General features: G+C 73.0%; 27 protein-coding genes. 9 read left to right on the top strand and 18 right to left on the bottom strand.

Annotated features, from left to right (window positions below):
• The first annotated feature begins 41 nt into the window (after positions 1-41).
• The 3 genes from SHK17_RS11825 to SHK17_RS11835 are packed head-to-tail and all read left to right on the top strand — an operon-like array spanning position 42 to position 4,181.
• Positions 42-1,037, top strand: coding sequence for a cyanophycinase (locus tag SHK17_RS11825; protein WP_322919318.1), 996 nt, complete (start codon positions 42-44; stop codon positions 1,035-1,037).
• Positions 1,030-3,804 carry a cyanophycin synthetase gene (gene cphA, locus SHK17_RS11830; RefSeq protein ID WP_322919319.1) on the top strand — a complete coding sequence of 925 codons (2,775 nt, stop codon included), beginning with the start codon at positions 1,030-1,032 and terminating at the stop codon, positions 3,802-3,804. The genes SHK17_RS11825 and cphA overlap by 8 nt, the downstream gene beginning before the upstream one ends.
• An 11-nt stretch (positions 3,805-3,815) precedes the next feature.
• Entirely contained in the window at positions 3,816-4,181 is a 366-nt protein-coding gene (locus SHK17_RS11835) for a cupin domain-containing protein (protein WP_172274846.1), read from the top strand.
• 4 nt (positions 4,182-4,185) lie between these two features.
• Here SHK17_RS11835 and SHK17_RS11840 read toward each other — a convergent pair whose 3' ends face one another.
• From SHK17_RS11840 to SHK17_RS11855, 4 genes are all read right to left on the bottom strand, one after another.
• Positions 4,186-5,895 (bottom strand): Mur ligase family protein, encoded by a 1,710-nt coding sequence (locus SHK17_RS11840; protein WP_322919321.1) that lies wholly within the window; start codon positions 5,893-5,895, stop codon positions 4,186-4,188.
• 31 nt (positions 5,896-5,926) lie between these two features.
• Positions 5,927-6,697: an enoyl-ACP reductase FabI gene (gene fabI, locus SHK17_RS11845; protein ID WP_172274837.1), complete on the bottom strand. Its 771-nt coding sequence runs from the start codon at positions 6,695-6,697 to the stop codon at positions 5,927-5,929.
• A 58-nt stretch (positions 6,698-6,755) separates the two neighbouring features.
• Positions 6,756-7,472, bottom strand: a complete 717-nt coding sequence (fabG, locus tag SHK17_RS11850) for a 3-oxoacyl-[acyl-carrier-protein] reductase (RefSeq protein WP_322922028.1) — start codon at positions 7,470-7,472, stop codon at positions 6,756-6,758.
• Positions 7,473-7,533: 61 nt separating this feature from the next.
• Positions 7,534-7,746 carry a dodecin gene (locus tag SHK17_RS11855; protein WP_056606449.1) on the bottom strand — a complete coding sequence of 71 codons (213 nt, stop codon included), beginning with the start codon at positions 7,744-7,746 and terminating at the stop codon, positions 7,534-7,536.
• Between the two features lie 108 nt (positions 7,747-7,854).
• Between SHK17_RS11855 and SHK17_RS11860 the strand changes: the two genes are divergently transcribed.
• The 3 genes from SHK17_RS11860 (at position 7,855) to malQ (ending at position 10,450) form a co-directional block, all read left to right on the top strand.
• The gene (locus tag SHK17_RS11860) at positions 7,855-8,145 is read left to right on the top strand and encodes a DUF3099 domain-containing protein (protein WP_172274828.1); all 291 of its coding nucleotides are present in this window, start codon (positions 7,855-7,857) and stop codon (positions 8,143-8,145) included.
• A gap of 199 nt (positions 8,146-8,344) precedes the next feature.
• On the top strand, positions 8,345-8,563 hold the full coding sequence (locus SHK17_RS11865; protein WP_172274825.1) for an acetone carboxylase: 219 nt from the start codon (positions 8,345-8,347) through the stop codon (positions 8,561-8,563).
• A 30-nt stretch (positions 8,564-8,593) separates the two neighbouring features.
• On the top strand, positions 8,594-10,450 hold the full coding sequence (gene malQ / locus SHK17_RS11870; protein WP_322919322.1) for a 4-alpha-glucanotransferase: 1,857 nt from the start codon (positions 8,594-8,596) through the stop codon (positions 10,448-10,450).
• A gap of 45 nt (positions 10,451-10,495) precedes the next feature.
• Here the strand turns inward: malQ and moaA are convergent, their stop codons facing one another.
• Complete coding sequence (gene moaA, locus SHK17_RS11875) at positions 10,496-11,485, bottom strand: GTP 3',8-cyclase MoaA (RefSeq protein ID WP_322919323.1); 990 nt, start codon at positions 11,483-11,485, stop codon at positions 10,496-10,498.
• Positions 11,486-11,545: 60 nt separating this feature from the next.
• Between moaA and SHK17_RS11880 the strand changes: the two genes are divergently transcribed.
• On the top strand, positions 11,546-12,385 hold the full coding sequence (locus SHK17_RS11880; protein WP_322919324.1) for an SURF1 family cytochrome oxidase biogenesis protein: 840 nt from the start codon (positions 11,546-11,548) through the stop codon (positions 12,383-12,385).
• Here the strand turns inward: SHK17_RS11880 and SHK17_RS11885 are convergent.
• The 4 genes from SHK17_RS11885 to SHK17_RS11900 form a co-directional block, all read right to left on the bottom strand.
• Complete coding sequence (locus SHK17_RS11885; protein WP_322919325.1) at positions 12,329-13,099, bottom strand: SDR family oxidoreductase; 771 nt, start codon at positions 13,097-13,099, stop codon at positions 12,329-12,331. The two genes, SHK17_RS11880 and SHK17_RS11885, sit on opposite strands and share 57 nt — an antisense overlap.
• A gap of 97 nt (positions 13,100-13,196) precedes the next feature.
• A complete protein-coding gene (locus SHK17_RS11890) occupies positions 13,197-15,089 on the bottom strand; it encodes an ABC transporter ATP-binding protein (RefSeq protein WP_172275140.1) in 1,893 nt (630 codons plus the stop codon).
• 98 nt (positions 15,090-15,187) lie between these two features.
• Entirely contained in the window at positions 15,188-15,979 is a 792-nt protein-coding gene (locus SHK17_RS11895) for an enoyl-CoA hydratase/isomerase family protein (protein WP_322919326.1), read from the bottom strand.
• A gap of 48 nt (positions 15,980-16,027) precedes the next feature.
• The gene (locus SHK17_RS11900; RefSeq protein WP_322919327.1) at positions 16,028-17,626 is read right to left on the bottom strand and encodes an ABC-F family ATP-binding cassette domain-containing protein; all 1,599 of its coding nucleotides are present in this window, start codon (positions 17,624-17,626) and stop codon (positions 16,028-16,030) included.
• Between the two features lie 120 nt (positions 17,627-17,746).
• On the opposite strand from SHK17_RS11900, the gene ypfJ reads away from it, so the two are divergent.
• Entirely contained in the window at positions 17,747-18,691 is a 945-nt protein-coding gene (gene ypfJ / locus SHK17_RS11905; RefSeq protein ID WP_322919328.1) for a KPN_02809 family neutral zinc metallopeptidase, read from the top strand.
• Positions 18,692-18,713: 22 nt separating this feature from the next.
• On the opposite strand, the gene SHK17_RS11910 is transcribed toward ypfJ, so the two are convergent.
• From SHK17_RS11910 to SHK17_RS11935, 6 genes are read right to left on the bottom strand one after another with little or no spacing between them, the layout of a single operon-like run.
• Entirely contained in the window at positions 18,714-19,616 is a 903-nt protein-coding gene (locus SHK17_RS11910; protein ID WP_322919329.1) for a phosphotransferase, read from the bottom strand.
• 53 nt (positions 19,617-19,669) lie between these two features.
• Entirely contained in the window at positions 19,670-20,275 is a 606-nt protein-coding gene (locus SHK17_RS11915) for an acVLRF1 family peptidyl-tRNA hydrolase (protein WP_322919330.1), read from the bottom strand.
• A gap of 29 nt (positions 20,276-20,304) precedes the next feature.
• On the bottom strand, positions 20,305-20,547 hold the full coding sequence (locus SHK17_RS11920) for a helix-turn-helix domain-containing protein (RefSeq protein ID WP_172274796.1): 243 nt from the start codon (positions 20,545-20,547) through the stop codon (positions 20,305-20,307).
• Positions 20,544-21,413: an ABC transporter permease gene (locus tag SHK17_RS11925; RefSeq protein ID WP_172274793.1), complete on the bottom strand. Its 870-nt coding sequence runs from the start codon at positions 21,411-21,413 to the stop codon at positions 20,544-20,546. Before SHK17_RS11925 ends, SHK17_RS11920 begins: the two co-directional genes overlap by 4 nt.
• On the bottom strand, positions 21,413-22,333 hold the full coding sequence (locus SHK17_RS11930) for an ABC transporter ATP-binding protein (protein ID WP_322425298.1): 921 nt from the start codon (positions 22,331-22,333) through the stop codon (positions 21,413-21,415). The genes SHK17_RS11925 and SHK17_RS11930 overlap by 1 nt, the downstream gene beginning before the upstream one ends.
• A gap of 41 nt (positions 22,334-22,374) precedes the next feature.
• Positions 22,375-23,343 carry an AraC family transcriptional regulator gene (locus tag SHK17_RS11935; protein WP_322919331.1) on the bottom strand — a complete coding sequence of 323 codons (969 nt, stop codon included), beginning with the start codon at positions 23,341-23,343 and terminating at the stop codon, positions 22,375-22,377.
• A 128-nt stretch (positions 23,344-23,471) separates the two neighbouring features.
• On the opposite strand from SHK17_RS11935, the gene SHK17_RS11940 reads away from it, so the two are divergent.
• A complete protein-coding gene (locus tag SHK17_RS11940) occupies positions 23,472-24,122 on the top strand; it encodes an NAD(P)-dependent oxidoreductase (RefSeq protein WP_322919332.1) in 651 nt (216 codons plus the stop codon).
• A gap of 136 nt (positions 24,123-24,258) precedes the next feature.
• Here SHK17_RS11940 and SHK17_RS11945 read toward each other — a convergent pair whose 3' ends face one another.
• The 3 genes from SHK17_RS11945 to SHK17_RS11955 are packed head-to-tail and all read right to left on the bottom strand — an operon-like array spanning position 24,259 to position 26,048.
• Positions 24,259-24,804, bottom strand: a complete 546-nt coding sequence (locus SHK17_RS11945; protein ID WP_172274785.1) for an NYN domain-containing protein — start codon at positions 24,802-24,804, stop codon at positions 24,259-24,261.
• A 51-nt stretch (positions 24,805-24,855) separates the two neighbouring features.
• On the bottom strand, positions 24,856-25,239 hold the full coding sequence (locus tag SHK17_RS11950; protein WP_322919333.1) for a hypothetical protein: 384 nt from the start codon (positions 25,237-25,239) through the stop codon (positions 24,856-24,858).
• A 26-nt stretch (positions 25,240-25,265) separates the two neighbouring features.
• Positions 25,266-26,048 (bottom strand): aminoglycoside adenylyltransferase domain-containing protein, encoded by a 783-nt coding sequence (locus SHK17_RS11955; protein ID WP_322919334.1) that lies wholly within the window; start codon positions 26,046-26,048, stop codon positions 25,266-25,268.
• Between the last annotated feature and the right edge of the window lie 65 nt (positions 26,049-26,113).

A 26,113-nucleotide genomic window follows, 5' to 3' on the forward strand; every position in this document is an offset into this window, starting at 1 on the left:
TCCTGCATGGGTCCACCTTTCCAGCCGCTAGCCTGCCTGTCATGCCCAGGGGACCGCTCATGATCATCGGTGGCGCCGAGGACAAGGTGCGCAAGCCCACCATCCTCAAGCACTTCGTCGCCCTGGCCGGAGGCCCGGACGCGCGCATCGCCGTGATCCCCACGGCGTCCTCGCTCGGGCGCGAGGTCGTCGACGTCTACGACGCGCTGTTCACCAAGTTCGGCGCCGCGCACGTGGACGCCGTACGCCCCGAGTCGCGCGACGAGGCGCAGGACGCGGCACTGGTGAAGGTCCTCGACGAGGCCACCGCGGTGTTCATGACGGGCGGCAACCAGCTCAAGCTGTCGGCCATCGTGTGCGGCACGCCAGTGGGCGACGCGATCCTGCGCGCCCACGAGCGCGGGGCCGTCGTCGCGGGCACCTCCGCGGGTGCCAGCATCCAGTCCTCGCACATGGTCGCCTTCGGCGTCGGAGGGGCCACGCCCAAGCAGCGAATGACGCAGGTGGCGGCGGGACTCGGCCTCGTCCAGGACACCGTCATCGACCAGCACTTCGACCAGCGCAACCGCTACGGCCGGCTGCTGATGATCGTCGCGCAGAGCCCGCAGCTGCTGGGCATCGGTGTCGACGAGGACACCTGCGGCCTCGTCGAGGACGTCGACGGCGACCTGGTCATGCGCGTGCTCGGCAAGGGCGCGGTCACGGTGTTCGACGGGTCGCGGATGGTCTCCAACGCCTACGAGGCCACCCGCTCCTCCCCCCTCCTGGCCAGCGGGGTGGTGTTCCACACCCTGCCGGAGGGCGTCGTGTTCAACCTGACCACCCGCTCCCTGGTGGCGCGCGAGGCGGCCGTCGCCCAGGAGGACGCCGAGGAGCTGGCCGAGGCCGGCCGCGACCTGCGCCAGCTCGCCCGCGACATCGCGGCCGCCGACGCCGCCCCGGCAGCGATCCGCCGCCGGCTCAAGCTGCGCCGCTCGTCCCCGCGGCCCGGAACCACCTCCACCCCCGACCCGCAGGAGGACCCGACCCATGAGTGAGCGCCCCACCCCCGACCTCGAGATCGCCGAGACGCGCGTCTACCGCGGCGCCAACGTCTGGTCCTACGACAAGTCGATCCACCTGGTGGTGGACCTGGGCTCGCTCGAGCAGTTCCCGACCAACACCCTCCCGGGCTTCTCCGACGACCTGGTCGCGATGCTGCCGGGCCTGCGCGAGCACTCCTGCTCCCGGGGGCGGCGCGGCGGCTTCGTCGAGCGGCTCAACGAGGGCACCTGGCTCGGCCACGTCGCCGAGCACGTCGCCCTCGCGCTGCAGCAGCTGGTCGGCCACGACATCCGCCGCGGGAAGACCCGGCAGGTCAAGGGGCAGCCCGGCCGCTACAACGTCATCTACGGCTACGTCGACGAGAACGTCGGCCTCACCGCCGGCCGCCTGGCCGTCCGGCTGGTCAACCACCTCGTCGAGGGCGACCCCGACTTCGACTGGGAGACCGAGCGCGACGACTTCATCCGCCGCGCCGAGCGGACGGCGTTCGGCCCCTCCACGCAGGCGATCGTCGACGAGGCGGTCTCGCGCGACATCCCCTGGATCCGGCTCAACCAGTACTCCCTCGTCCAGCTCGGCCAGGGCGTGCACGCCAAGCGGATCCGCGCCACCATGACCTCGGAGACGTCCTCCATCGCGGTCGACATCGCCTCCGACAAGGACCTCACCACCAAGCTCCTCGGCGCCGCCGGGCTGCCGGTGCCCAAGCAGGAGTCCGTGCGCACCGAGGACCAGGCGGTGGCCGCCGCACGGCGGATCGGCTACCCCGTCGTGCTCAAGCCGCTGGACGGCAACCACGGCCGCGGGGTCTGCCTCGACCTGCAGGACGAGGCCGACGTACGCGCCGCGTTCCCGATCGCCGAGGGGCAGTCGCGCCGCGGCAACGTCATCGTCGAGTCGTTCGTGACCGGCAAGGACTACCGCTGCCTCATCATCGACGGCCGCATGGTCGCCATCGCCGAGCGGGTGCCCGCCTCGGTGACCGGCGACGGAACCTCCACCGTCGAGCAGCTCGTCGACCTCACCAACGCCGACCCCCGGCGCGGCGTCGGCCACGAGAAGGTCCTCACCCGGATCAAGGTCGACGACGCCGCGCTCGAGGTGCTCGCCGACCAGGGCCACTCGCTGGACTCGGTGCCCGCCGAGGGCGAGATGGTCAAGCTCGCGCTGACCGGCAACATGTCGACCGGCGGCATCTCGATCGACCGCACATTCGAGGCCCACCCCGAGAACGTCGAGATCGCCGAGGAGGCCGCCCGCATGGTGGGCCTCGACATCGCCGGCATCGACTTCATCTGCCCCGACATCACCGAGCCCGTGCGCGAGGCCGGCGGGGCCATCTGCGAGGTCAACGCGGCCCCGGGCTTCCGGATGCACACGCACCCGACGATCGGCGAGCCGCAGTTCATCGCCAAGCCCGTCGTCGACATGCTCTTCCCGCCGGGCGCCCCGTCGCGGATCCCGATCGTGGCCGTCACCGGCACCAACGGCAAGACCACCACGAGCCGGATGATCAGCCACATCTTCAAGGGCATGGGCCGCAAGGTCGGCATGACCTCCACCGACGGCGTCGTGATCGACGAGCGCCTCGTCATCCGCGCCGACGCGTCGGGGCCGCGCTCGGCACGGATGGTGCTGCAGAACCCGCGCGTCGACTTCGCCGTCTTCGAGGTCGCCCGCGGCGGCATCCTCCGCGAGGGTCTCGGCTACGAGCGCAACGACGTCGCGGTCGTGCTCAACGTCCAGCCCGACCACCTCGGCCTGCGCGGGATCGACACCGTCGAGCAGCTCGCGGACGTCAAGGCCGTCATCGTCGAGGCGGTGCCGCGCGACGGGCACGCGGTCCTCAACGCCGACGACCCGCTCGTGCGTGAGATGCGGCGGCGCTGCTCGGGCCAGGTCGTGTGGTTCTCCATGGAGGAGCCCGGCAGCGAGGTGCGCGACATGATCGACGCCCACTGCCGCCGCGGCGGCAAGGCCATCGTCCTCAACCCCACCGAGCGTGGCGAGATGATGGTCGTCCAGCACGGCCGCCGCGAGATGCAGCTGGCCTGGACCCACCTGCTGCCCGCGACCTTCAGCGGCCGGGCGCGGATGAACGTGCAGAACGCCCTCGCCGCGGCGGCGGCCGCCTTCGCCGCCGGTGCGCCGCTGCACGACATCCGCCAGGGCCTGCGCACGTTCTCGACCAACTACTACCTCTCCCCCGGCCGCCTCAACGAGGTCGAGGTCAACGGCGTCAACGTGATCGTCGACTACTGCCACAACGCGCCGGGCATGAAGATGCTGGGCGACTTCGTGGACCGCGTCGGGGAGTCCCTGGAGTCCTCGCACGACCTGGCCCGTCCGTCGCGGATCGGCATCATCGCCACCGCCGGCGACCGGCGCGACCAGGACATGCGCGAGCTCGGCCACATCGCCGCGCAGCACTTCGACGTCTGCATCGTGCGCGAGGACGTCGCGCTGCGCGGGCGCGAGCGCGGCGCCACCGCCAACCTGGTGCTCGACGGCCTACGCACCGCGATGGACGAGGGGGCGCGCTGCAAGCAGGTCGAGCTGTGCCTCGACGAGATCGAGGCCGTGCGGCACGCGATGAGCCGCGCCAACCGCGGCGACCTGGTCGTCGTGTGCGTGGACAAGCACGCCGAGGTCATGTCGGAGCTGGAGAACTGGTCCGACGTGGCGCAGGCCGGCTCCGTGGGCAACCCCGACGCCCCCTCCGCCGATCCCGACTACTCGCCCCAGGCGACCGACGCGTGACGGCGGCCTGAGTGCGGCTCCTCGACCTCTCCGACCTGCCCCACCGCCCCATCGAGGCCCACGGCAGCCGCGGCTTCTCGGTGGGCGCCTTCGGGATCAGCGCAGACGCGCACCTGATCGCCGTCAGCCTGGCGGCGGGCGGCACCATCGGCCGCCACCCGGCCGCCGGACGCCAGCTGCTGGTCGTGCTCTCCGGCGAGGCCGAGGTGAGCGGCGCCGAGCTGACCGTACGACGGATCGGCCCCGGCCAGGCCGCCGTCTGGGAGCCCGGCGAGGTGCACGAGACGCGCTCGCCGTCGGGCATGTCGGGCCTCATCGTCGAGGGTGACCTCGACATCGGCGCGCCCGGCGAGCAGGTCGACCCCGGGGACGTCTGAGTCGTCAGGCTCCGCTCACGGGGGCCGGGACGGCGGCCGCGCGCACCTTGCGCGACAGGACCTCCGGGGTGTCCGGGGCGCCGTCGTGCACGGCGAGCCAGTCGTACGCCTCCTGCCGCTCCGCGTGGCACATCAGTCCCACGACGTCGCCGGGCCGGGCCTGCGCGACGAGCGCGGCGAGGCACTCCACCTCCGTGCGGTGGGTCTCGATGTCGGTGACACCCACGCGGGCGGCACCGGCCCGGAGCAGGACGTCGATCTCCTCCATGGTGCGGCCGCGGAGGTACCACTCCTTGTGCCCGATGGCGACCACGTCGCTGCCCTTCGCACCGATCTCGCCGAGCGCGTCGATGAGCTCGTCGGTCCGGTCACCCACGGCACCGAGGCCGAGCAGCAGGCGTGCGCCGGGGCGGCGTACGCCCGCCATGATCTCGAGCAGCGCCTCGAGGCCGGCCTCGTTGTGGGCGAGGTCCATGACGACGGAGACCTCGCCGGGGAGCGAGAAGAAGTTCATCCGCCCCGGGTTGTGCTCGGCGTCCGGCCGGAACGACCGCAGGCCCTCGACCACGTGCTCCCGGGCCAGCCCGATGGCCAGGGCGGCCGACGCCGCGGCGAGGGCGTTCTCGATGTTGAAGCGGGACAGCCCGGCCAGGGTCATCGGCACGTCGACGAGCTCGACGAGCGGGTCCGGGTCGGCCCCGGGCACCAGGACGGTGACCCAGCCGTCGATGACCGTGGTCGCGCGGCCCCCGCTGCCGAGCACGTCGCGCACGGCGGGCGAGTCGGGGTCGCGGCTGAAGACCCAGGGCTGGGCGACGATGACGGACCGCATCGCGAGGACGCGGGGGTCGTCGCCGTTGAGCACGGCCCAGCCGTCGCGGCGGGTGATCCGCGGGACCACCGACTTCACCTCGGCGAGCTGGTCGACGGTGTCGATGCCCTGCAGCCCGAGGTGGTCGGCGGTGACGTTGGTGACCACGGAGACGTCGTTGCGGGTGATCCCGATGCCCTTGAGCAGGATGCCGCCGCGGGCGGTCTCGGTGACCGCGAGCTGGACCCCGTCGAGGCCGAGGGCGCGGGCCGCGCCGGACGGGCCGGAGTAGTCCCCCGCTTCGACCAGCAGGCCGTCGCGGTAGATGCCGTCGGTGTTGGACCAGCCGACCACGAGCCCGCTGGTGCGGGCGACGTGGGCGATCATCCGGCTGGTGGTGGTCTTGCCGTTGGTGCCGGTCACCGCCACCACGGGGATGCGGGGCGTGATCGTGGCGGGACGAGTGCCCCTCTCCGCGGTGGCGACCTCCTGCGCGGCGGCGCTCACCGCCGCCTCCACGTCGCCGGTCGTCAGGGCGTCGAGTGCGTGCGCGACCGCCTCGCCGAGCGCGCGGGCCCGGCCGCGGTTGCGCCACGGGTAGGCGACGACGAGCACTTCGGGGTCGGAGGTCGGGCGGACCCGCACCGCGAGCCGCCGGGTGCCGGCCTCACCCGCGATGGCGCGGACCAGCCGCTCGACGGCGCGCAGGGCGAAGCGCTGGCGGAAGCCCGAGCCGGCCGCACCGGGGCGGGTGGTGCGCAGCCCGATGCGGCGGGCCAGGCGCAGCACGGTGTCGTCGCCGGCCTCGGTGATCGTCGAGACGTCGAGGGTCAGCTTCACCGCGGCGCGCGGGAAGTAGAGGTTGGGGCCTTCGAGGACGCGCAGCTCGACGAGTGAGGTCACCGGGGGAAACTACCGAACCGGCGAGCGCCTCCTACAGGCCCATCGCGTGGAAGCCGCCGTCGACGTGGACGATCTCGCCGGTGGTCGCTGGGAAGAAGTCGCTGAGCAGCGCGCACACCGCCTGCGCCGTCGGCCGGTGGTCGGTCTCGTCCCACCCCAGCGGGGCGCGGTCCTTCCACGACGACTCGAGGTCCTCGAACCCCGGGATGGCCTTGGCGGCCAGCGTCTTGAGCGGTCCGGCCGACACGAGGTTGCAGCGGATGCCGTCGGGGCCGAGGTCGCGGGCGAGGTAGCGGGAGGTGTTCTCCAGCGCCGCCTTCGCCACGCCCATCCAGTCGTACGCCGGCCACGCGGTGGTGGCGTCGAAGGTGAGCCCGACGATCGACCCGCCCTGCGACATCAGCGGCCTGGTGGCCACGGCCAGCGACTTGAGGGAGTAGGCGGAGACCTGGACGGCCTGCGCCACGTCCTCCCAGGGGCCCTCCATGAACTTGCCGCCGAGCAGCGTCTCGGGGTTGCCGTAGGCGATGGAGTGGACCACGCCGTCGAGGCCGTCGACGTGCTCGCGCACCTGGTCGGCCAGCCCGGCGAGGTGGTCCTCGTCGGTGACGTCGAGCTCCAGGACCGGCGGCTCCTGCGGCAGCCGCCTGGCGATGCGCCGGGTGATGCCGAGCGCCCGGCCGAAGTTGGAGATCAGCACCGTGGCGCCCTGCTCCTGCGCGACCTTCGCGGTCGCGAAGCCGATCGAGCTGTCCATCGTCACGCCGGCGACGAGGATGCGCTTGCCGTCGAGGATTCCCATGTGCGTGTGTCCCTTCGTGTGCGTGCTGGCGTGCGTGCGGGCTGCGTGGGGCGGGTGGTCAGTGGCCCATGCCGAGGCCGCCGTCGACGGGGATGACCGCACCCGTGACGTACGCCGCCCCGTCGGAGGCCAGCCACGTGACCGCCGATGCCACCTCGGTCGGCGACGCGTAGCGGCCCAGCGGCACCTGCGCCTTGATCGCGGCTCGCTGCTCGTCGGTGAGGACGTCGGTCATGTCGGTCTCGACGAAGCCGGGCGCCACGACGTTGGTGGTGATCGAGCGGCTGCCGAGCTCGCGGGCGAGCGAGCGGGCGACGCCGACGAGGCCCGCCTTGGAGGCGGCGTAGTTGACCTGACCGGCCGAGCCGAGGAGCCCGACCACCGACGAGATGAGGATGATGCGACCGCGGCGCTGGCGCAGCATCCCCTTCGCGGCGCGCTTGGCCAGGCGGAAGGTGCCGGTGAGGTTGGTGTCGATCACCGACGACCAGTCCTCCTCGCTCATCCGGAGCAGCAGCGTGTCCTTGGTGATCCCGGCGTTGGCGACGAGCACCTCGACCGGGCCGTAGGCCTCCTCGACCTGGGCGAAGGCCGCCTCGACGGCCGCGCCGTCGGTGATGTCGCAGCGCACGTCGAGCGCCCCGTCGGGCGCACCGCCGTTGCGGGTCGTCACGGCGACGCGGTCACCCTGGGCCAGGAACGCCTCGGCGATCGCGCGGCCGATGCCGCGGTTGCCGCCGGTGACCAGGACGGTGCGGGGAGTGGACTCGGAAATGTCGCTCACGCCTTCCGACGCTAGTGATTACCGGGGGGTAGGCGGAATCCCACGGTCGGGCTCACTCGTCCTCGAGGCGGAAGCCGACCTTCATCCCGACCTGGAAGTGCTCGACCACCCCGTCCTTGGCCTGGCCCCGGATCTGGGTCACCTCGAACCAGTCGATGTGGCGCAGGGTCTTGCCTGCGCGCTCGATGCCGTTGCGGACGGCCTGGTCGATGCCGTCGGGCGAGGTGCCGACGATCTCGGTGACGCGGTAAGTGCGGTTGGTCATGGTGTCCTCCTGCTGTCGGATGCGTGCCGGATGTGTGACGGTGCCGGCGGTCCCCCGCGACCGCCTGGACGGGTGGTCCGTTGAGGGTAGCGACGTAGACTCGGAGACATGGCCAAGCCCGAAGCCGTACGCATCACGACGGCTCGCAGCAGCGCCGCCGACGACATGCGATCTCGCCAGCGGCGCTACGCCGTGTCCATGACCATCCGACTGGTCTGCTTCATCGCCGCCGTCGCCGTGGGACCCGGCCCGCTGCGCTGGGTGCTCGTCGCCGCCGCCGTCTTCCTGCCGCTCTTCGCGGTCGTCGCCGCCAACGCCAACGACCAGCGCGACGACGGATTCCGACTGCCGGCCTCCCCCGGGACGCACGAACTGACGGCGCGGGACGACGAGGACTGAGGAAGAGAAATCGCCTGAATTGGCCCCTCCGGAGGTTTGGTTTTCACCCACCGCCGTGGCAGGATCGCTCACGCGAACGCAGCATCCCCCGTCTGCGCTCGCACTCGAGGTGCCGGACAGCTCCCCCCCGTGGCTGTCCGGCACCTCTACTTTTCTCCCCTCCCCTGCCAGCCGCCCGTCGTCACCCCGGAGGTCCTGCGTGGAGCTCGACCGCGACATCTGCTCCGCCAAGGGATGCCAGGCCGACGCCGCGTGGGACCTGCAGTGGAACAACCCGAAGATCCACACGCCCGAGCGGCGCAAGTCGTGGCTCGCGTGCGACGAGCACCGGTCGTCGCTGTCCGACTTCCTCGGGGCCCGAGGGTTCCTGAAGGACGTCGTGCCGCACCGGCCCGTCGCCGACGGCACGCCCGGGTAGATCCGCCCGCGCGGGGAACTGGGGGCCATGGTGGACAGCGACCTTCGCAGCACGACCGACGCCTGGGGCGTCCAGCACCGGTGGATCGACGCGGACGACGTGCCGCACCGGGTCTCCGAGGACACGGTCAGGCGCCTGCGCGACGTCATCGGCGTGCCGCCCGACGACCTCGAGCAACGCGCTCCGCTCGTCACCAGGCCCGGCCGCGACCTCGGCCTCGGCGCGGCGGTCGTCACGTGCGAGGACGGCACCCGGTGGGAGCTGGACGGGCCGCTGCCCGACGACATGCCGCTCGGCTACCACCGCGTGCGGGCCGGCGACGGACCCGAGCGGTTGCTCGTCGTGTCCCCCGGTCGCTGCTGGCTCCCCGACGAGCGGACGTGGGGCTGGGCGGTCCAGCTGTACGGCGCCGGCTCCGCCGCGAGCTGGGGCATCGGCGACCTCGGCGACCTGCGGACGCTCCGCGAGTGGACCGAGCGGGAGGGCGGCGGCTTCCTGCTGGTCAACCCGCTCCACGCCGTGGCCCCCACCCTGCCGCTCGAGGCGAGTCCCTACCTGCCGGCCACCCGGCGCTTCCGCAACCCGGTCTACCTCCGCGTCGCGGAGGTCCCCGGACACTCGGCCGCGGACGTCGACGCCGACGCGGTGCGTCGTACGGCGCAGTCGGACCTCGTCGACCGCGACGCGACGTGGGAGCTCAAGCGGGCGGCGCTGCACCGCGCTCACCAGCGCAGCGGCGGAGCCGACGGCGACCCGGCCTTCTCCACCTGGCGCGCGGAGCGGGGTCCGGCCCTCGAGGAGTTCGCGACGTGGTCCGCGCTGGCCGAGGAGCACGGACCCGACTGGCACACGTGGCCGGTCGGCCTGCGCCGCCCCGACGGCGAGGACGTCGCCGACTTCCGGCGTACGCACGAGGAGCAGGTGGGCTTCCACGCCTGGCTGCAGTGGCAGCTCGACGTGCAGCTGCGCGCGGCCACCGGCGACCTGACGGTCATCCAGGACCTGCCCATCGGCGTGTCCGGCGGCGGTGCCGACGCATGGGCCTGGCAGGAGGGACTCGCGCAGGGCATCACCGTCGGCGCCCCGCCCGACGCGCTCAACACCCTCGGCCAGGACTGGGGATCGCCGCCGATGGTGCCGTGGCGGCTGCGCCTGGCCGACTACGCGCCGTTCATCCAGTCCGTGCGCAGCACCATCTCGGGCGCCGGCGGCCTGCGCATCGACCACGTGATGGGCCTGTTCCGGCTGTGGTGGATCCCCGAGGGCGCCGGCGCCACCGAGGGTGCCTACGTCCGCTACCCCAGTGACGACCTGCTCGACATCGTCGCCCTGGAGTCGCACCGGGCCCGGGCCGTGGTCGTCGGCGAGGACCTCGGCACCGTGGAGCCGCACGTCCCGGAGGCGTTGAGCAGCCGGGGTGTCCTGTCCTACAAGGTGCTGTGGTTCGAGGAGGACGACCCCGAGAAGTGGCCGGTCGAGGCGCTCGCCACGGTGACCACCCACGACCTCCCGACGGTCGCCGGCCTCTGGACGGGATCCGACGCCGAGGACCAGATGGCGGCGACCGGGATGCCCGAGGAGGACGTGCGCAGCGGCCGCGAGGACCTGCTCGAGCGGCTGTCGCGCTCGGGGTTGTCGTCGCAGGCCACGCCGGCGGAGGCCGTCGACGCCGCCTACCGCGAGCTGTCCCGCGCCCCGTCGCTGCTGCTGTCGCTCTCCCTCGAGGACGCGGTCCTGGAGGAGCGGCGTCCCAACGTGCCCGGCACGGTGGAGCGGGCGAACTGGAGGCTGCGGCTGCCCGTCGCGGTCGACGAGCTCGGCGACGTGCCGTCGGTGCAGCGGCTCGTCCGCGTGGTCACGGAGGCGATGTCGGGCGGTCCTGCCTGAGGTCGCCCGTCGGTGGCCCGTCGGGGGCCCGTCGGGAGCCGGGTCTCAGCCGCCGATGGCGGACATCGGGCGGTCGGGCTGGAGGAACGTGACGTCGTCGATGCCGTGACCGGCACGCTTGCCGCGCATGGCGATGACCCACCGCTCGGCGATCTCCTGGTCGCTCGCGCCCGAGCGCAGCGCCGTACGGAGGTCGGACTCCTCCCGCGCGAACAGGCAGTTGCGGACCTGGCCGTCGGCGGTGAGGCGGACGCGGTCGCAGTCGCCGCAGAACGGCCGGGTGACCGAGGCGATGATCCCGACCGTGGCCGGTCCACCGTCGACGGTGAACAGCTCGGCCGGCGCGCTGCCGCGCGGCTCGCCGTGCGGCGTCAGCACGAACTCGCCGGAGAGCGCCTCGAAGATCTCGTCGGCCGTGACCATGGAGGCTCGGCTCCAGTCGTGCTGGGCGTCGAGGGGCATCTGCTCGATGAAGCGGAGCTCGTAGCCGTGCACGAGGCTCCACCGCAGCAGCTCGGGGGCCTGGTCGTCGTTGGTGCCGCGCAGCAGCACGGCGTTGAGCTTGATGGGGCCCAGTCCGGCCGCGCGGGCCGCCTCGAGCCCGGCGATGACGTCGGAGAGCCGGTCGCGGCGCGTGATGGTGGCGAAGGTGTCGGGACGCACGGTGTCGATGCTGGCGTTGATCCGGTCGAGCCCGGCGTCGGCCAGCGCCTGGGCCGTACGGGTGAGGCCGAGCGCGTTGGTGGTGAGCGACGTCTCCACGCCGAGGGCATGGGTGCGGGCGACGATGTCGACCAGGCCGCGACGCAGCAGGGGCTCGCCGCCGGTGAACCGCACCTCGGCGATCCCGAGGCGCTCGACCCCGATCGTGATCAGCCGGACGACCTCGTCATCGGTCAGTGTCTGCTCGGTGGGCAGCCAGTCCAGACCCTCGGCGGGCATGCAGTAGCTGCAGCGCAGGTTGCACCGGTCGGTGAGCGAGACACGGAGGTCCGTGGCCACGCGGCCGAAGCGGTCCGCCAGAGGTGTCGTCACGTCCACCAGTGTATGCGGGCACCTGTCGGACGGTCAGGAGCCGCCGGATAACCTCGGCGCGTGCACAAGCTGCGGTTCCTGGTCTCGCGCCGCTGGATCGCCTTCGCGCTCGTGGTCGTCTTCCTGGCGTGGGTCGCGTGGCGCCTCGGTGAGTGGCAGTTCCACCGGCTCGAGGACCGCCGCGAGCGCAACGAGATCATCGAGCGCAACGAGAAGGCCGGCGCCGACCCGATCACCGAGGTGATGGCGCCCGGCGAGCCCGTCGACCAGGGCTCGGAGTGGCGCATCGTCGAGGCCACCGGCACCTATGCCGCCGAGGACACCGTCATCGTGCGCTACCGCACCCGCGACGGCGCCGCCGGCGTGGACGTCGTGGTGCCGCTCGAGCTGACCGACGGCACGAGCGTGCTGGTCGACCGCGGCTGGTATGCCACCGACAACCGCGGCGTCGCGACCACCGACGTCCCCGCCCCGCCGCCCGGCGAGGTCACCGTGACCGGCTGGGTGCGCCGTGACGCCGAGGGCGACAGCACCGCCGTCACCGACCAGTCCACGCGCGCGGTCAGCAGCGAGCGGATCGGCGAGGCCCTCGACCGCGAGGTCGTCAGCGGTTGGCTGGACCTCCGCTCCGAGTCGCCCGAGCCGGACACCGCGCTGGAGCCGGTGGAGCCGCCCGAGCTCGACGAGGGTCCCCACTTCTTCTACGGCCTGCAGTGGTGGTTCTTCGGCGCGCTGGCGATCTTCGGCTTCTTCTACCTCATCTACGACGAGTGGCGCGGGGGTCGCGGGCCGTGGGGTCGGGTGGACCGGGAGCGGCCCGGAGCTCCTCGCGCCGCCGACGACTCAGAGGCTGCGGAGCAGGCCGCCGTCGACGGGAAGCATCACGCCCGTCAGGAATGACGCGGCCGGCGAGAGCAGGAACGCGGCCACGGCGCCGAACTCCTCCGGCTCGCCGTAGCGACCCAGCGGGATGCTCGCCTCGGCCGCCCGCCGCGCCGCCTCCGGGTCGCCGGTCGAGGCGTCGAGCTCGGCGACCCGCTCGGTCGCGATGCGCCCCGGCAGCAGCCCGTTGACGCGTACGCCGCGCGGGCCGAGCTCGTCGGCAAGGGTCTTGGCGACCATCGCCAGGCCGGGTCGCAGGCCGTTGGAGATCGCCATCTCGGGCAGCGGCGCGCGGACGCTGGAGGACAGCACCAGGCCCAGCGAGCCGCCCGCGGGCAGCGCGGCACCGATCTCGCGGGACAGGCGCACGGCTCCGAGGAACACGGACCCGAAGGCCGTGCTCCACTGCTCGTCGGTGATCGCGGTGACCGCCCCCTTCGGCGGTCCCCCGACGCTGATCAGCGCACCGTCGAGCCGGCCCCAGGCGTCGTCGGCGGCGGCGAGCAGCCGGGCGGGCGTCCCCGGGTCGGCGTTGTCGGCCACCACGGCGACGGCGGCCTTGCGACCGGCAGTGTCGTCGAGCGCGGCGACCGCGGCGTCCAGGGACTCCTGCGAGCGGCCGGAGAGCACGACGCGCGCCCCCTCCGCGACCAACGCGTCGGCGCTCGCACGGCCCAGCCCGCGCGCTCCCCCGGTGACGACGTACACCCGATCGGTCAGCTGCAGGTCCATGGCGCGAGCCTAGCGGGGGCGGGCGTCGGGCCCGTGCTGTCCCGAGCGTCATCCGAGGGCGTACGTATCGGAGCGGGTCCGGATGACGCAGCGGAGGTCAGCTGGCGGCGGGGGTCGCCGGCTGGGGAGCGCTATCGCGGAACTGCGTCGCGTGGAGCGTGGAGTAGAGGCCACCGGCGGCGAGCAGCTCGGCGTGGGTGCCCTGCTGGACGACCCGCCCGTCGTCGAGCACGAGGATGAGGTCGGCGTTGCGGACGGTGGACAGTCGGTGCGCGATCACGAGGGAGGTGCGTCCCTCGAGCGCCGCGTCGAGGGCCTGCTGGACCGCCGCCTCGGACTCGCTGTCGAGGTGGGCCGTCGCCTCGTCGAGGACGACGATCGAGGGCGCCTTGAGGAGCAGGCGCGCGATGGCGAGGCGCTGGCGCTCACCGCCGCTGAGCCGGTAGCCCCGGTCGCCCACGACCGTGTCGAGGCCGTCGGGCAGCGCTCGCACGAGGTCGGCGATCTGCGCGGCCTCGAGCGCGGCCCAGATGCCGCGGTCGTCGGCGTCCGGCCGGGCGTAGAGCAGGTTGGCCCGGATGGTGTCGTGGAACATGTGGGCGTCCTGGGTGACGTAGCCGACGACGTCCTCCAGCGACTGCAGGGTCACGTCGCGCACGTCGTGCCCGCCGACCCGGACGGCCCCGGACTCGACGTCGTAGAGCCGGGCGACGAGGTGGGTGACCGTCGTCTTGCCTGCGCCGGACGGGCCCACGAGGGCGACCATCTGGCCCGGCCGGGCGGTGAACGTGACGTCGTGGAGCACCTGGCCGCTGTCGCGCGACTCGGTGCGGGCGACCGTCTCGAGGGAGGCGAGGGAGATCTCGTCGGCCCGGGGGTAGGTGAAGGCGACGTGGTCGAACTCGAGCCGGGACGCGGTGGGCGGCAGCGCGACGGCGTCGGGCTTCTCCCGGATGAGCGACGGCAGGTCGAGCACCTCGAAGACGCGGTCGAAGCTGACGAGCGCGGTCATCACGTCGATCCGCACGTTGGACAGGCCCTGCAGCGGACCGAGGAGGCGGGTGAGCAGGACGCCGAGCGCGACGATCGTGCCCACCGACAGGTCGCCGCGGATGGCCAGCCAGCCGCCGATGCCGTAGACGAGCGCCAGGGCCAGCGACGGCACGAGCGTCATGGCTGCGAAGAAGATCCGGGTGAGGAGCGAGATCCGGATCCCCAGGTCGCGCACGACCGCGGCCTTGCGGGCGTAGGCGACGTCCTCGACCTCACGGCGGCCGAAGAGCTTGAGGAGCATGGCGCCACCGACGTTGAACCGCTCCGTCATCGCGTTGCCGAGGTCGGCGTTGCCGTCCATCTGCTGTCGCGACAGGTCGGCCAGCCGAGCGCCCACCAGGCGCGACGCGAGCAGCAGGATCGGGAACAGCGCCAGGCACAGCACGGTCACCGGCCAGCTCAGGAAGAGCATCGTCACGCCGACGACGACCGCAGCGATGATGTTGGAGACGGTGCCCTGGAGCGTGGAGGTGAAGGCCCGCTGGGCGCCGATCACGTCGTTGTTGAGCCGGCTGACGAGCGCACCGGTCTGGGTGCGTGTGAAGAAGGCAAGCGACTGGCGCTGGACGTGGGCGAAGACCTGGGTGCGGAGGTCGTAGATCAGCCCCTCGCCGATGCGGCTGGACAGCCAGCCGGTGACCAGCCCGAACGCCGCGTCGACCACGGCCACGAGCGCGACGAGGGCCGCGAGCCACACGACGAGGGTCGTGTCGCCGGTGCGGACGCCGTCGTCGATGATCGCCTTCAGCAGCAGCGGGGGCACGACCACCAGCGCGGCGTCGACGACCGTCACCCCGAGGAACGCCGCGATCAGCCGCCGGTGCGGGCCGGCGAACCCCAGGACCCGGCGCACGGTCCGGCGCTCGATCTTGTTGTCGACGACGCTCCGGTCGCTGCGCAGGAACCGCCACGGCGGGCCACCTGCCCCTGGCCCCATCGTCATGCGTGCTCCTTTGTCCCGGTCACCACCTGAACCCGCGGCGCACGATCATTGTTCCTCGGGCCACCGACAACGAGGCGCGTACGCCCCCCGGCTCAGGCGAGCGCGGCCGCGACGGCGCGGAACCGGCGTACCTGCGCCTCGCGCTCGAGGCGGCGCTGCTCGTCGAGGTCGCGGTCGCCCGCGCCCTGCAGCAGGGCCTTGGTCTCGGCGACGACCCCGGGCATCGGCGCGACGAGGGAGGCCGCGAGCCCGGCGACCGCGTCATCGAGCTCCGCGGCCGGGACCGCGGCCGTGGCCAGCCCGATGCGGACGGCCTCCTCGGCGGTGACCACGCGTGCGGTCGCGCAGATCTCCAGCGCCCGGGCGTAACCGACGTGCTCGACCAGCGGCTGGGTGCCGGTCAGGTCGGGGACGAGGCCGAGCGCGGACTCCTTCATCGAGAACATCGCGTCCTCGGCCACGACCCGCAGGTCGCAGGACAGCGCGAGCTGGAAGCCGGCGCCGATGGCGTGGCCGCGCACCTTGGCGATCGAGACGAACCGCGGGTCACGCAGCCAGGTGAACCCGCGCTGGAACTCCTCGATGCGGGCCGAGGCCTCCTCGTCGCTCAGGGCCAGCAGGCCCACGACGCTCTCGTGGCCGTCCTCGAGGGACGCCGTGGGGTCGAGCATGGCCCGGTCGAGGCCGGCCGAGAAGCTGGCGCCCTCCCCCGCCACCACGACGACCCGCACCTCGTCGGGCAGGGTCCGGCCGATCTCACCGAGCGCCAGCCACATCGCGGGCGTCTGCGCGTTGCGCACCTCGGGCCGGTCGAGCGTCACGGTGGCGACGGGCCCCTCGACGTGCAGGCGGAGTCCGACGGTCGCGAGCTGCTCGGGAGTCATGCCCCGCACGTTACTACCGGCGAGTAGATGACCGGTCCGGCCCCGGCCTCAGGCCAGGGACACCAGGTCGGCGTACTCCTCGTTCCACAGGTCCTCGTCGCCGTCGGGCAGCAGCAGCACCCGGTCGGGGTCGAGCGCGCGGACCGCACCCTCGTCGTGGGTGACGAGGATGATCGCGCCGGTGTAGCTGCGGATCGCGTGCAGCACCTCCTCGCGGGAGGCCGGGTCGAGGTTGTTGGTCGGCTCGTCGAGCAGCAGCACGTTGGCGCTGGAGACGACCAGGATCGCGAGCGCGAGCCGGGTCTTCTCGCCACCGGACAGCACCCCGGCCGGCTTGTGGGCGTCGTCACCGGAGAAGAGGAAGGAGCCCAGCACCGAGCGAGCCTGGGTGTCGGTCAGCTCGGGCGCGGCGCTGTGCATGTTCTCCAGCACCGTGCGGTTGACGTCGAGCGTCTCGTGCTCCTGGGCGTAGTAGCCCATCTTGAGGCCGTAGCCCGGGACGACCTCGCCGGTGTCGGGCTTGTCGACCCCCGCCAGGATCCGGAGCATCGTGGTCTTGCCCGCGCCGTTGAGCCCGAGGATGACCACCCGGCTCCCCCGGTCGATGGCCAGGTCGACCGCGGTGAACACCTCGAGCGACCCGTAGGACTTGGACAGCTCCGTGCCCATGAGCGGCGTCTTGCCGCACGGCGCCGGCTCGGGGAACGCGATCCGCGCCACCTTGTCGGCCTGCCGCTCACTCTCGATGCCGGACATCATCTTCTCGGCGCGCTTGAGCATCGACTGCGCGGCCTGGGCCTTGGTCGCCTTGGCCCGCATCTTGTTGGCCTGGTCGGTGAGCACCTTGGCCTTGTTCTCGGCGTTCTGCCGCTCGCGCCTGCGGCGCTTCTCGTCGTCCTCGCGCTGGGTCAGGTAGTTGTGCCAGCCCATGTTGTAGACGTCGATCACGGCGCGGTTGGCGTCGAGGTGGAAGACCTTGTTGACGGTGGCCTCGAGCAGGGCGTTGTCGTGGCTGATGACCACGAAGCCGCCGCGGTGCGCCTTGAGGAAGTCGCGCAGCCAGACGATGGAGTCGGCGTCGAGGTGGTTGGTCGGCTCGTCGAGCAGCATGATCTCCGCGCCGGAGAACAGGATGCGCGCGAGCTCGACGCGGCGCCGCTGGCCGCCGGACAGGGTGCCGATCGGCTGGGCGAGGATGCGCTCCTCGATGCCGAGCGCCGCCGCCATCTGGGCCGCCTCGGACTCCGCGGCGTAGCCGCCCCCGGCGTGCAGCTCCGCGTCGGCGTTGGCCCACCGCCGCATGCCGCGCTCGTGGACCTTCTGGTCCTCGCTGGCCATGTCGACCTCGGCCTCGCGCAGGCGGCGTACGACCGCGTCGAGGCCCCGGGCCGACAGGATGCGGTCGCGGGCGATGACCTCGGGGTCGCCGACGCGCGGGTCCTGCGGCAGGTAGCCGACGTCGCCACTGCGCAGCACCTGTCCGGACGCGGGCTGTCCCTCTCCGGCGAGGATGCGGGTGAGGGTCGTCTTGCCGGCTCCGTTGCGCCCCACGAGGCCCACCTTGTCGCCTGCGGCGATGCGGAAGGTGACGTCCTCCATGAGGAGCCGCGCGCCGGCTCTGACCTCGAGCTTCTGGGCGGTGATCATCTCGGGCCACATCCTACGAAGGGGTGGAGCGCGGAGCCCCATCGGCGACCCAGGGGCTACTGTGCGCAGAGGTCACATCCCGTGGCGGAACGGCGTCACCACGTGCGGAAAGGCAGCACCATGCGCTTCAACCCCAAGGCCGACATCAGCCGAGGCCGCGTCCGCGACGCGGGCGGCGGCCGTGGCGGCATGGGCGGCGGCGGGATGCGGATGCCCCTGCCGGGCGGCACCCGCGCGGGCGGTGGCATCGGCGGCGTCCTCATCGTCATCCTCTTCCTCGTGCTCACCCAGTGCATGGGCGGCGGTGAGGGTAGCGGCGGCGGGCTGCCGGGCGGCAGCACCGGCGGCTCCCTCGGCCAGGCGCAGGGCATCAACGAGAACGACGAGCGCTACGCCAACTGCCAGACCGGGCAGGACGCCAACGAGGACCCCGACTGTGCCCGGGTGGCCGTCGCGGTGTCGCTCGAGCAGTACTGGGCGCAGGCGCTGCCCCAGCAGTCCGGCACCCAGTTCGACCCCGCCCAGATCAACACCTTCGCCGGCGCCGTGTCGACCGGGTGCGGCCAGGCCTCCTCGCAGGTGGGTCCGTTCTACTGCCCGCCCGACCAGCAGATCTACCTCGACACCACGTTCTTCGAGGACGTCCTCCAGGGCCAGCTCGGCGGCCAGGGCGGCGATTTCGTCGAGCCCTACGTCCTCGGCCACGAGTACGGCCACCACATCCAGAACCTGCTCGGCACCATGGGTCAGGTCCGCACCCAGCAGGGCCCCGACTCCGACGCCGTACGCCTCGAGCTGCAGGCCGACTGCTACGCCGGCATGTGGACCCGCGACGCCAGCGACGGCGACGGCATCCTCGCCGAGCTCGACGAGGGCGACATCGCCGAGGCGGTCGACTCGGCCAAGACCGTCGGCGACGACCGGATCCAGCAGAAGTCGGGCGGCCGCGTCGACCCGGAGGGCTGGACGCACGGCTCGTCGGAGCAGCGGATGCGCTGGTTCATGACCGGCTATGAGCAGGGCACGCTCGAGGCGTGCGACACCTTCTCCGCCAGCCAGCTCTGAGCCACCGGTCCGGTCGCCCGGGTCAGTCGAGCAGCGCCTCGATCTGACCGACCTGGCGCTGCATGGCGCGGATGTAGGGCGCCACGCTCGGGTGGCGGAACTTGCCCGCCAGTGCGCCGTCACCGTCGGCGACCCGCGCCAGCGCCCAGTCCAGCCGTGTGAGCGCGGTGTAGACGGCCATCACCCGGGCGCCGGTCAGCACCTGCTCGGCAGTGGCCAGGCCGGGCGGGAGGGCGGCGACGTACGCCTCCACGAGGGGCTCGACGTCCTCGCGGGTGGCCAGCGAGAGGTAGCCGAGGTCGGCGCCGACGGGTCCGCGACCCAGGTGGGCCCAGTCGATCGCCACGGCGTCCCCGTCCGCGCGTCCGGGGATGTTGGCCACCGAGGGGTCGCCGTGCTGGGCCACCCGGGGCAGGGCGTCGCAGCGGTCGAGCCACACGGTGCGGTGCGACCACAGGTGGTCGGCGATGTCGGCCATCGGCGTCCGCGCCAGCGTGCGCCAGCCGCCGCGGCGATCGACCAGCGCGAGCCGGCTGCGCAGCTGGTCGCGGGCCAGCCAGGCGTGCGCGCCGAGCTCGGCGGCGGCGAAGCGGCCCAGCGACGCGGCCAGCCACAGCCCCGGCACGTCGTGGTGCTCGACGCGCTCGTGGACCAGCGTGATGCCCTCCGCGTCCTCCTCGACCCGGACCACCGGCGCCTCGCGCAGCCCGGGGGTGCCGGCGACGACGCCGCTGAGGGCCACGTCCGCCGCCCGCCGCCAGTAGTTCACGTCGTGCGGGACGAGGGTCCCCGAGGGGTCGTGCGGCTCGGGGGTGCGCAACCGCTTCACGACCACGTCACGGCCGCGGTGCGTGGCCGACCAGACCCCGACCGTGGCCGGGCCGGCGCCCGGCAGTCGCTGCCATCCCGGCTCGGGCTGCCACATGTGCAGGACGCTAGCCGATCGGACAGCTCCGGAGGCCCGACGCGCGCCGGCCGTCAGGCGTTGATGACCTCGACGACGAGGGCCTGCGCGTCCCCGACGACCGCGTCCAGGACGGCCCGCCGCGGGTCCGGGACGGCGTGCCACGGGCCGACGACGGTGAGCCCGGACAGCCGCGGGTCGGCCAGCACCGCCTCGACCGCCGGGTGGTCGCCGCCGGTCACCAGCGGTCCGGAGGACGGCAGGATCCGGGCGGCGTGGTCGGCGGCGGCGTCGTAGGCCTGGCGCGCCTGGTTGTCCCGCCGCCGGGCGAACCGCTGCTGGCTCTGCCCGCCCGCCTTGGTGCGCCCCTGCACGTGGCGCTGGCCGATCTTGTGCTCCACCATCTCGGTGCCGCGCAGCCGGGCGACGGCGAAGCCGCCCTTGCGCACGAGCAGCACCCCCCACTTCCCCGGCGCCATGGCCGCGGACGCGAAGGCGGCGGCCTCGGCCGGACCGTCGTACGCCGTCGCGAACGGAAGCCGGGCCGAGAAGTGCGAACCGTCCTCGGCCTCCCCGCGCAGCCCGCCGTCGTCGACGGCGAACCTGGCCGCGCCGTGCCGGGCGACGAAGTTGTCGACCCACCGCTCCCACCGCGCGGTGGGGACCAGGACGTGGGGCACGGCAGGGACGCTACCGGGCGCTCGACCGGTCAGGCGCTGCGGCCGGTCCCGTCGCTCACGCGCGGGAAGGGGCTCAGCGAGAACACCGCCTCCACGGGCACGTCGAAGAACGCGGCGATGCGCAGCGCGAGGTCGAGGCTGGGGCTGTTCTCTCCGCGCTCGAGGTAGCCCACCGTCTGGTAGTGCACCCCGAGCGCCATGGCGAGGTCGCGGCGCGTCACGCCCTGCTCGGCGCGCAGGAGGGCGATGCGGTTGTGGACCACGTCGCTCACTTGACCCACTGGGACGCCGCCTCGCGGGCGGCGGCGACCTGCGAGCCGGACTGGCGGCGCGCCATCCGGCGCAGCAGCGCCGGCGCGACGAGGGCACCCACGACCGCCCAGGCGCCCAGCACCGCGACGGTCTCCCAGGTGCGCCACGAGTCGCCGATCTCCGCGCTGGCGTAGGAGTCGGGCAGGAACGCCGAGCGCATCCCGAGGCCGAGCCAGTACATCGGGAAGACCTGCGCGACCACCTGGACCCAGCCCCAGAGCGCCTGCACGGGGTAGAAGATGCCGGAGATGCCGGCGAGCACCATGACCGGCAGCATCCCCCACATCCCGACCTTCTGGACGCCGGGCACGAGTGCGCCGATCATCATCCCGATCGGCAGCGTCGCGAGGAGCCCGAGGACGAGCACCCACACCATCGTGAACCACCCGCTCGGGTCGGCCATCAGGTCGTCGAAGAGCAGGAAGCTCGGGACGAGCACGGCGACGAGCTGCGGCACCATGCTGGCGGAGTGCAGCACGAGCTGCCCGGCGAAGTAGCCGACCAGGCCGTGGGGCACCGCCTTGGCCCGCAGCAGCGTCCCGTCCTCCTTCTCCATGGCCAGGCTGTAGGCCGGCCCGATGACGAGGCCGAAGGCGACCAGGCCGCCCAGGATGCTCGGCAGCGCGACCGACGGCAGCAGGAGTCCGGTGTCGTCGACCGGGGTGTCGCGGCGGAGGTAGAGGTAGCCGACGGCGAGGAAGGCGGTGAAGAGGTAGAACCACTGGTCCTGCGAGCTGCGCAGGCTCTGCACGAACTCGGTCCACCCGCGTCGCACTCCGAGGCGTACGGCGTGGGGCACGGTGCCGGCCGGCGTCGGGCTGCTCATCACACCACCTCCGTGAAGGCGCGGGCGGCGGCGTCGGCCTGCCCGGACTCGTGCCGCTGCACGAGGTCGAGGTAGGCGTCCTCGAGGCTCGCCCGCCGGACCTCGAGGTCGACCACCGGGTCACCTGGCTCGTCGAGGAGGCGGCGTACGAAGTCCGTGGCGTCGGCGGTCGAGTGCACGAAGCGCTCGCCCCCGCGCGACCACTTCACCTCGACCTCGAGCGCGGCCCGCAGGGCGAGCTGCTCGGCGGTGTCGTCGGCGACGATCCGCCCGCCCGCCAGGATCAGCACGCGGTCGGCGAGCTTCTCGGCCTCGTCCAGGTCGTGCGTGGTCAGCAGGATCGTGGTGTGCTCGAGGTCCGCGAGCCGGTGCACGACGTGGTGGAACTCGCGGCGCGCCTGCGGGTCGAAGCCGGCGGTGGGCTCGTCGAGGAAGAGCAGCTCGGGCCGGCCGATGATGCCCATCGCCACGTCGAGGCGGCGTCGCTGCCCGCCCGAGAAGGTCGCGATCTTCTGGTCCGCGAGGTCGTCGAGGCCGACCACCTCGATCAGCTCGTCGGTGGGCACCGGCCGCGGCCGGTCGGGCGTGGAGTAGGCGGTGTAGTAGCCCCCCACCTGGTCGAGGAGCGTCCGCGGCGTCCACCGCGCGTGGTCGCGCCACGACTGCAGGACCACGCCGGTGCGGGCCCGCCAGGCCTCGCTGGCGCGACGCGGGTCCTCACCCAGCACGACGACCTCGCCGGCGGACCGCTCGCGGAACCCCTCGAGGATCTCGATGGTGGTCGTCTTGCCGGCGCCGTTGGGCCCGAGCAGGCACACGACCTCGCCCGGCTCGATGGCGAAGTCGACGCCGGTCAGCACGTCCTTGTCGCCGTAGCGCATGCGCAGGTCGCGAACCTCGATGACGGGTGCGGTGCTCACCCGTTGAATGTAGTGCGTGTGCTGTCGATGTAGCAAGAGTGCTACAACGCCGACGGCAACCCGTCCTGCACGGCAGGAGGCGGGACGAGCTCCGCCAGGTCGCGGCGGGCGAAGGCGCCGGGCGCCATCCCGTGGGCTCGGCGGAACGCCCGGTTGAACGCGGCCTCGGACTGGTAGCCGACGCGCTCGGCGACCCGCGCCAGCGACAGGGTGCGCTCGCGGACCAGCCGGGCGGCCAGGTCCATCCGCCAGGCGGTGACGTAGCCCATCGGCGCCTCGTCGAGGGTCTCGCGGAACCGCGCCGCGAACGCGGAGCGCGACATCCCGGCCTCGGCGGCGAGCGAGGCGAGGCTCCACGGGGCGCCGGGCTCGGCGTGGAACGCGGCCAGCGCCCGTCCGACCTGCGGGTCGCGGAGGCCGGCGACCCAGCCGCGGTCGTGCGTCCCGGACTCCAGCCAGGAGCGTACGACCTGGACGACGAGGATGTCGGCGAGGCGGGCGGTGACCACGTCGCTGCCCGGGCGCGGGTGGCGCGACTCGGCTCCGATGACGTCGAAGGCGGCGCGCATCCACGCGGCGTCGCCGCCGTCGCCCGCGGGAAGGACCCGCGGCAGGCTGCGCAGCAGCCGGGCCACTCCGAGCCCGGTGAAGCTGACCGCGCCGCAGACGACCTCGCTGCGCGGACCCGGACCGTCGATGCGGAGGCGCTCGTAGCGCTCCCCGAGCTCGACGCGGGGCAGGTCGAACAGCGGCGTCGCAGGGCTGCCCGGTGCGTCGAGGATGGCGTGCCCCGTGCCGGTCGGCACCAGCACCATGTCACCCGCGGACATCGTCGTGTGCTCGCCGTCGACCTCCAGCACGAGCCCGCCCTCGGTCACCAGGTGGAACACCACGGTGCCGGGCAGGGGCGGGATCTCGATGCCCCATGGCGCCGAGAGCTCGGACACGGCGTAGAACACCCCGGTCATGCCGAAGTCCGTGAGGGTGTCGGTCAGCACGTCGCGGTCCACCCCTCGAGTGTGTCGCGCGCCGGACGATCGGGCAAGAGTCGCGGCGGATCTGGCATTGATCGTCCAGGCCACCGGCCGCAGGCTGGGAGCAACCCGGGAGCGGCCCGGAAGGATCCGAGGAGGAAGTCATGAAGGTTCTCGTGGTGGGAGCAAGCAGGGGCACCGGCGCCGAGCTGGTCGCGGAGCTGGCGGGGCGCGGTCACCTGGTGACGGCGTACGCCCGCCGGCCGGGCGAGCACGGCGAGGAGGTCCGGACGGTCACCGGTGACGTCCTGGACGCCGACAGCCTGGCGAAGGCGATGATCGGCCAGGACGCCGTGGCGGTCACCCTCGGCATCCCCGACAACCCGTTCCGGGTCCGGCTGACCCGGCGCGCCAGCTCGCGGCTCGACGTCCGGTCCGCCGGCACCGCGGCGGTGGTGGCGGCGATGCGCGAGCAGGGCGTACGACGCCTGGTGGTGCAGTCGACCTACGGGATCGGCGACACCTACCGCCACCTCCCCCTGGCGCTCAAGGCGTTCTTCACCCTGGCGATCCGCCCGCAGGTGCGGGACCACGAGGTGCAGGAGAGGCTGGTCCGCGAGAGCGGCCTCGCCTGGACCATCGTGCGGCCGACCGTGCTCCACGACGACCCCGCCGAGGAGCCGGCGTACGTGAGCACCGACGACCGCGCTCCCAGCATGCGGGTCTCGCGGCGCCAGGTCGCCCGGGTCGAGGCCGACGCGCTCGAGGACGACGGCCGGGTGTCGCAGGTGCTGAGCGTGACCGCGCCGGCCTGAGGTGGGTGTCTGTGGGCGTCCGCCGCGTCTGGAGTCCCCGGCGTCTGGAGTCCCCGGATATCCGGGGACTCCAGCGTCAACGCGGAAGATCCGAGCCGCCACGTGACTCGGATCTTCCGCGATCAGCTCGCGCCGGTCAGAGGAAGTCGAGCGGGTCGAACTCGTCGATGGGGATGACCCGGACGCGTGGCAGCGCGGAGTTGAAGGCCGCGATGTCGTACTCCAGGTCGAAGATGCGCAGGCCCGGCAGGTTGCGGAACTGCGAGTTCACGAACTCCGTGAAGCCGATGACACCGACCTGCCGGCTCCCGTCGCACAGCGCGGAGACCTGGTCGACGAAGTCGCCGTCGTGGCTGACCAGCACCACGTCGGCCGGGCGGTCGACGAGGGCCTCGGCGGTGCGCTGAATGGCGATGTCGACGATCTTGCCCTCACCGCTCAGCGGGATCGGCTTGAAGCCGATCGCGAGCAGCGCCTGCACGAAGCTGGTCGGCAGCTCGGTGCTGGCCGCCAGGAAGAAGAGCCCGGTGACGTCCTGGTCGAAGGCCCGCTCGGCCCACTCCAGGAGCCGGTCCCAGCGGGGCCGCTCCTCCGGCCGCGGGCGCCGGCCCAGGATCGAGGTCCCCAGGGTGGCGTCGATGTTCTCCCCGTCGACGAGGAGGTAGGTCATCCGCTCGGCCATGCGAGGACTCTCCCACACGGCCGGCGCCGCGGATCGTCGCCGACGCTCCCGTCAGCGCCGGTAGACGACCGTGAACGACTCGACGACCTCGTCGCCGCTCACCGCCACGTCGGCGACCTCGACGAGCGCCCGCGGGACACCGGAGCCGTCGCACAGGATCGACAGCACGCCGACCTGCGGCAGCTCGCCGTCGTAGTCCGCGGTCGCGGCCGTCGTCCGGCCGCGCTCGTCGGCCAGCACCTGGGCCACGAAGGCGTCGGACTCCTCGGCCGAGTCGCCGTAGGCCCACGCCGGAGGCGGCACCGACTCGAGGGTCGTCGGCCCGAAGTAGGTCGGGGCGGCGTTGAGCTTGGCGTGGAAGCGGGCGAGGTTCCAGAAGCTGCGCAGCTCCTCGTGGTCGAAGTCCTCGGACAGGTCGACCTCGGGCTCGCTCATGCCGGCCAGCCTATCGGGCACCCGGGTCACGCCACGGCAGCGACGTACGCCGCGAACTCGCGCGCCGCGTCCATCGAGCCGGGCCGTGGCGCGGCCTCGCGGTCGAGGCCGAGGTCGCGGTCGGCGAGCACCTGCTGGAGCAGCGGTCGCCAGCGCGGGTCGCCGTGGACCATCGCCCACCGCAGCGCGTCGCGCTTGCTGGCCACCTGGCCGGTGCGCACGGTGTAGAGGCTGCGACAGGCCTGCACGACGAGGTAGCGCTGGCACCACGCGACGTCGGGTGGGCACCAGCCCAGGACGTCGTCGGTCAGGGTCGCCAGCCCGGCGCGGGCCTGCTCGCGCAGCACGTCGTCGGGCACCGGGTCGACCAGCTCGACCCGGCACGGCCCGGCCAGGGTGATGCCGTGCTCGCGCAGGACCCACCGCGTCCACGCCTGGTTGCAGTGGTCGGACAGGACCAGCTCGTCGGAGCCGTGGTCGACGTACCACCACGCGCGACCGAGGCCGTCGACCGAGCGGAGCTCGTCCGCCACGGCGTACGAGCCCTCGAGGTGGGCGAACCAGTGGCCGTCGCGGTGCGGCAGGTCGCGGTGCAGCGTGCGCAGGGCGGCGACCTGCGCCGCCGTCGGGTGGTCGCGGACCACCACCAGGAAGTCGCAGTCGCTGTGCAGGTCCCCCGCACCGAGGGCGAACGACCCCTGGAGGTAGGCGCCCACGAACGACTCGCCGAGCGCGGACTGCGCTCCGGTGACGAGGTCGTGCAGCACGCCGTTGAGCTCGGCGTAGCGCGTGGGGTGGGGATTCAGCACGGCTGAAGTGTGCGCCTGCCCGGGTCGCGCCGCCACGGAATATCGGGCCCCGGGCTACCGTCGGA

Origin of the sequence: Nocardioides renjunii, assembly GCF_034661175.1 — a bacterium.
In the GTDB taxonomy this organism is placed as follows: Bacteria; Actinomycetota; Actinomycetes; order Propionibacteriales; family Nocardioidaceae; genus Nocardioides; species Nocardioides renjunii.

Bases quoted from the DNA above. Each gene is read 5' to 3' on its own strand.
- SHK17_RS11890 (WP_172275140.1), bottom strand. From the start codon at position 15,089: ATGGGGCCAGGGGCAGGTGGCCCGCCGTGGCGGTTCCTGCGCAGCGAC.
- SHK17_RS11940 (WP_322919332.1), top strand. From the start codon at position 23,472: ATGAAGGTTCTCGTGGTGGGAGCAAGCAGGGGCACCGGCGCCGAGCTG.
- SHK17_RS11950 (WP_322919333.1), bottom strand. From the start codon at position 25,239: ATGAGCGAGCCCGAGGTCGACCTGTCCGAGGACTTCGACCACGAGGAG.
- SHK17_RS11900 (WP_322919327.1), bottom strand. From the start codon at position 17,626: ATGATCACCGCCCAGAAGCTCGAGGTCAGAGCCGGCGCGCGGCTCCTC.
- SHK17_RS11825 (WP_322919318.1), top strand. From the start codon at position 42: ATGCCCAGGGGACCGCTCATGATCATCGGTGGCGCCGAGGACAAGGTG.
- SHK17_RS11925 (WP_172274793.1), bottom strand. From the start codon at position 21,413: ATGAGCAGCCCGACGCCGGCCGGCACCGTGCCCCACGCCGTACGCCTC.
- cphA (WP_322919319.1), top strand. From the start codon at position 1,030: ATGAGTGAGCGCCCCACCCCCGACCTCGAGATCGCCGAGACGCGCGTC.
- SHK17_RS11895 (WP_322919326.1), bottom strand. From the start codon at position 15,979: ATGACTCCCGAGCAGCTCGCGACCGTCGGACTCCGCCTGCACGTCGAG.
- SHK17_RS11860 (WP_172274828.1), top strand. From the start codon at position 7,855: ATGGCCAAGCCCGAAGCCGTACGCATCACGACGGCTCGCAGCAGCGCC.
- SHK17_RS11855 (WP_056606449.1), bottom strand. From the start codon at position 7,746: ATGACCAACCGCACTTACCGCGTCACCGAGATCGTCGGCACCTCGCCC.
- SHK17_RS11945 (WP_172274785.1), bottom strand. From the start codon at position 24,804: ATGGCCGAGCGGATGACCTACCTCCTCGTCGACGGGGAGAACATCGAC.
- SHK17_RS11910 (WP_322919329.1), bottom strand. From the start codon at position 19,616: ATGTGGCAGCCCGAGCCGGGATGGCAGCGACTGCCGGGCGCCGGCCCG.
- ypfJ (WP_322919328.1), top strand. From the start codon at position 17,747: ATGCGCTTCAACCCCAAGGCCGACATCAGCCGAGGCCGCGTCCGCGAC.
- SHK17_RS11885 (WP_322919325.1), bottom strand. From the start codon at position 13,099: ATGGACCTGCAGCTGACCGATCGGGTGTACGTCGTCACCGGGGGAGCG.
- fabI (WP_172274837.1), bottom strand. From the start codon at position 6,697: ATGGGAATCCTCGACGGCAAGCGCATCCTCGTCGCCGGCGTGACGATG.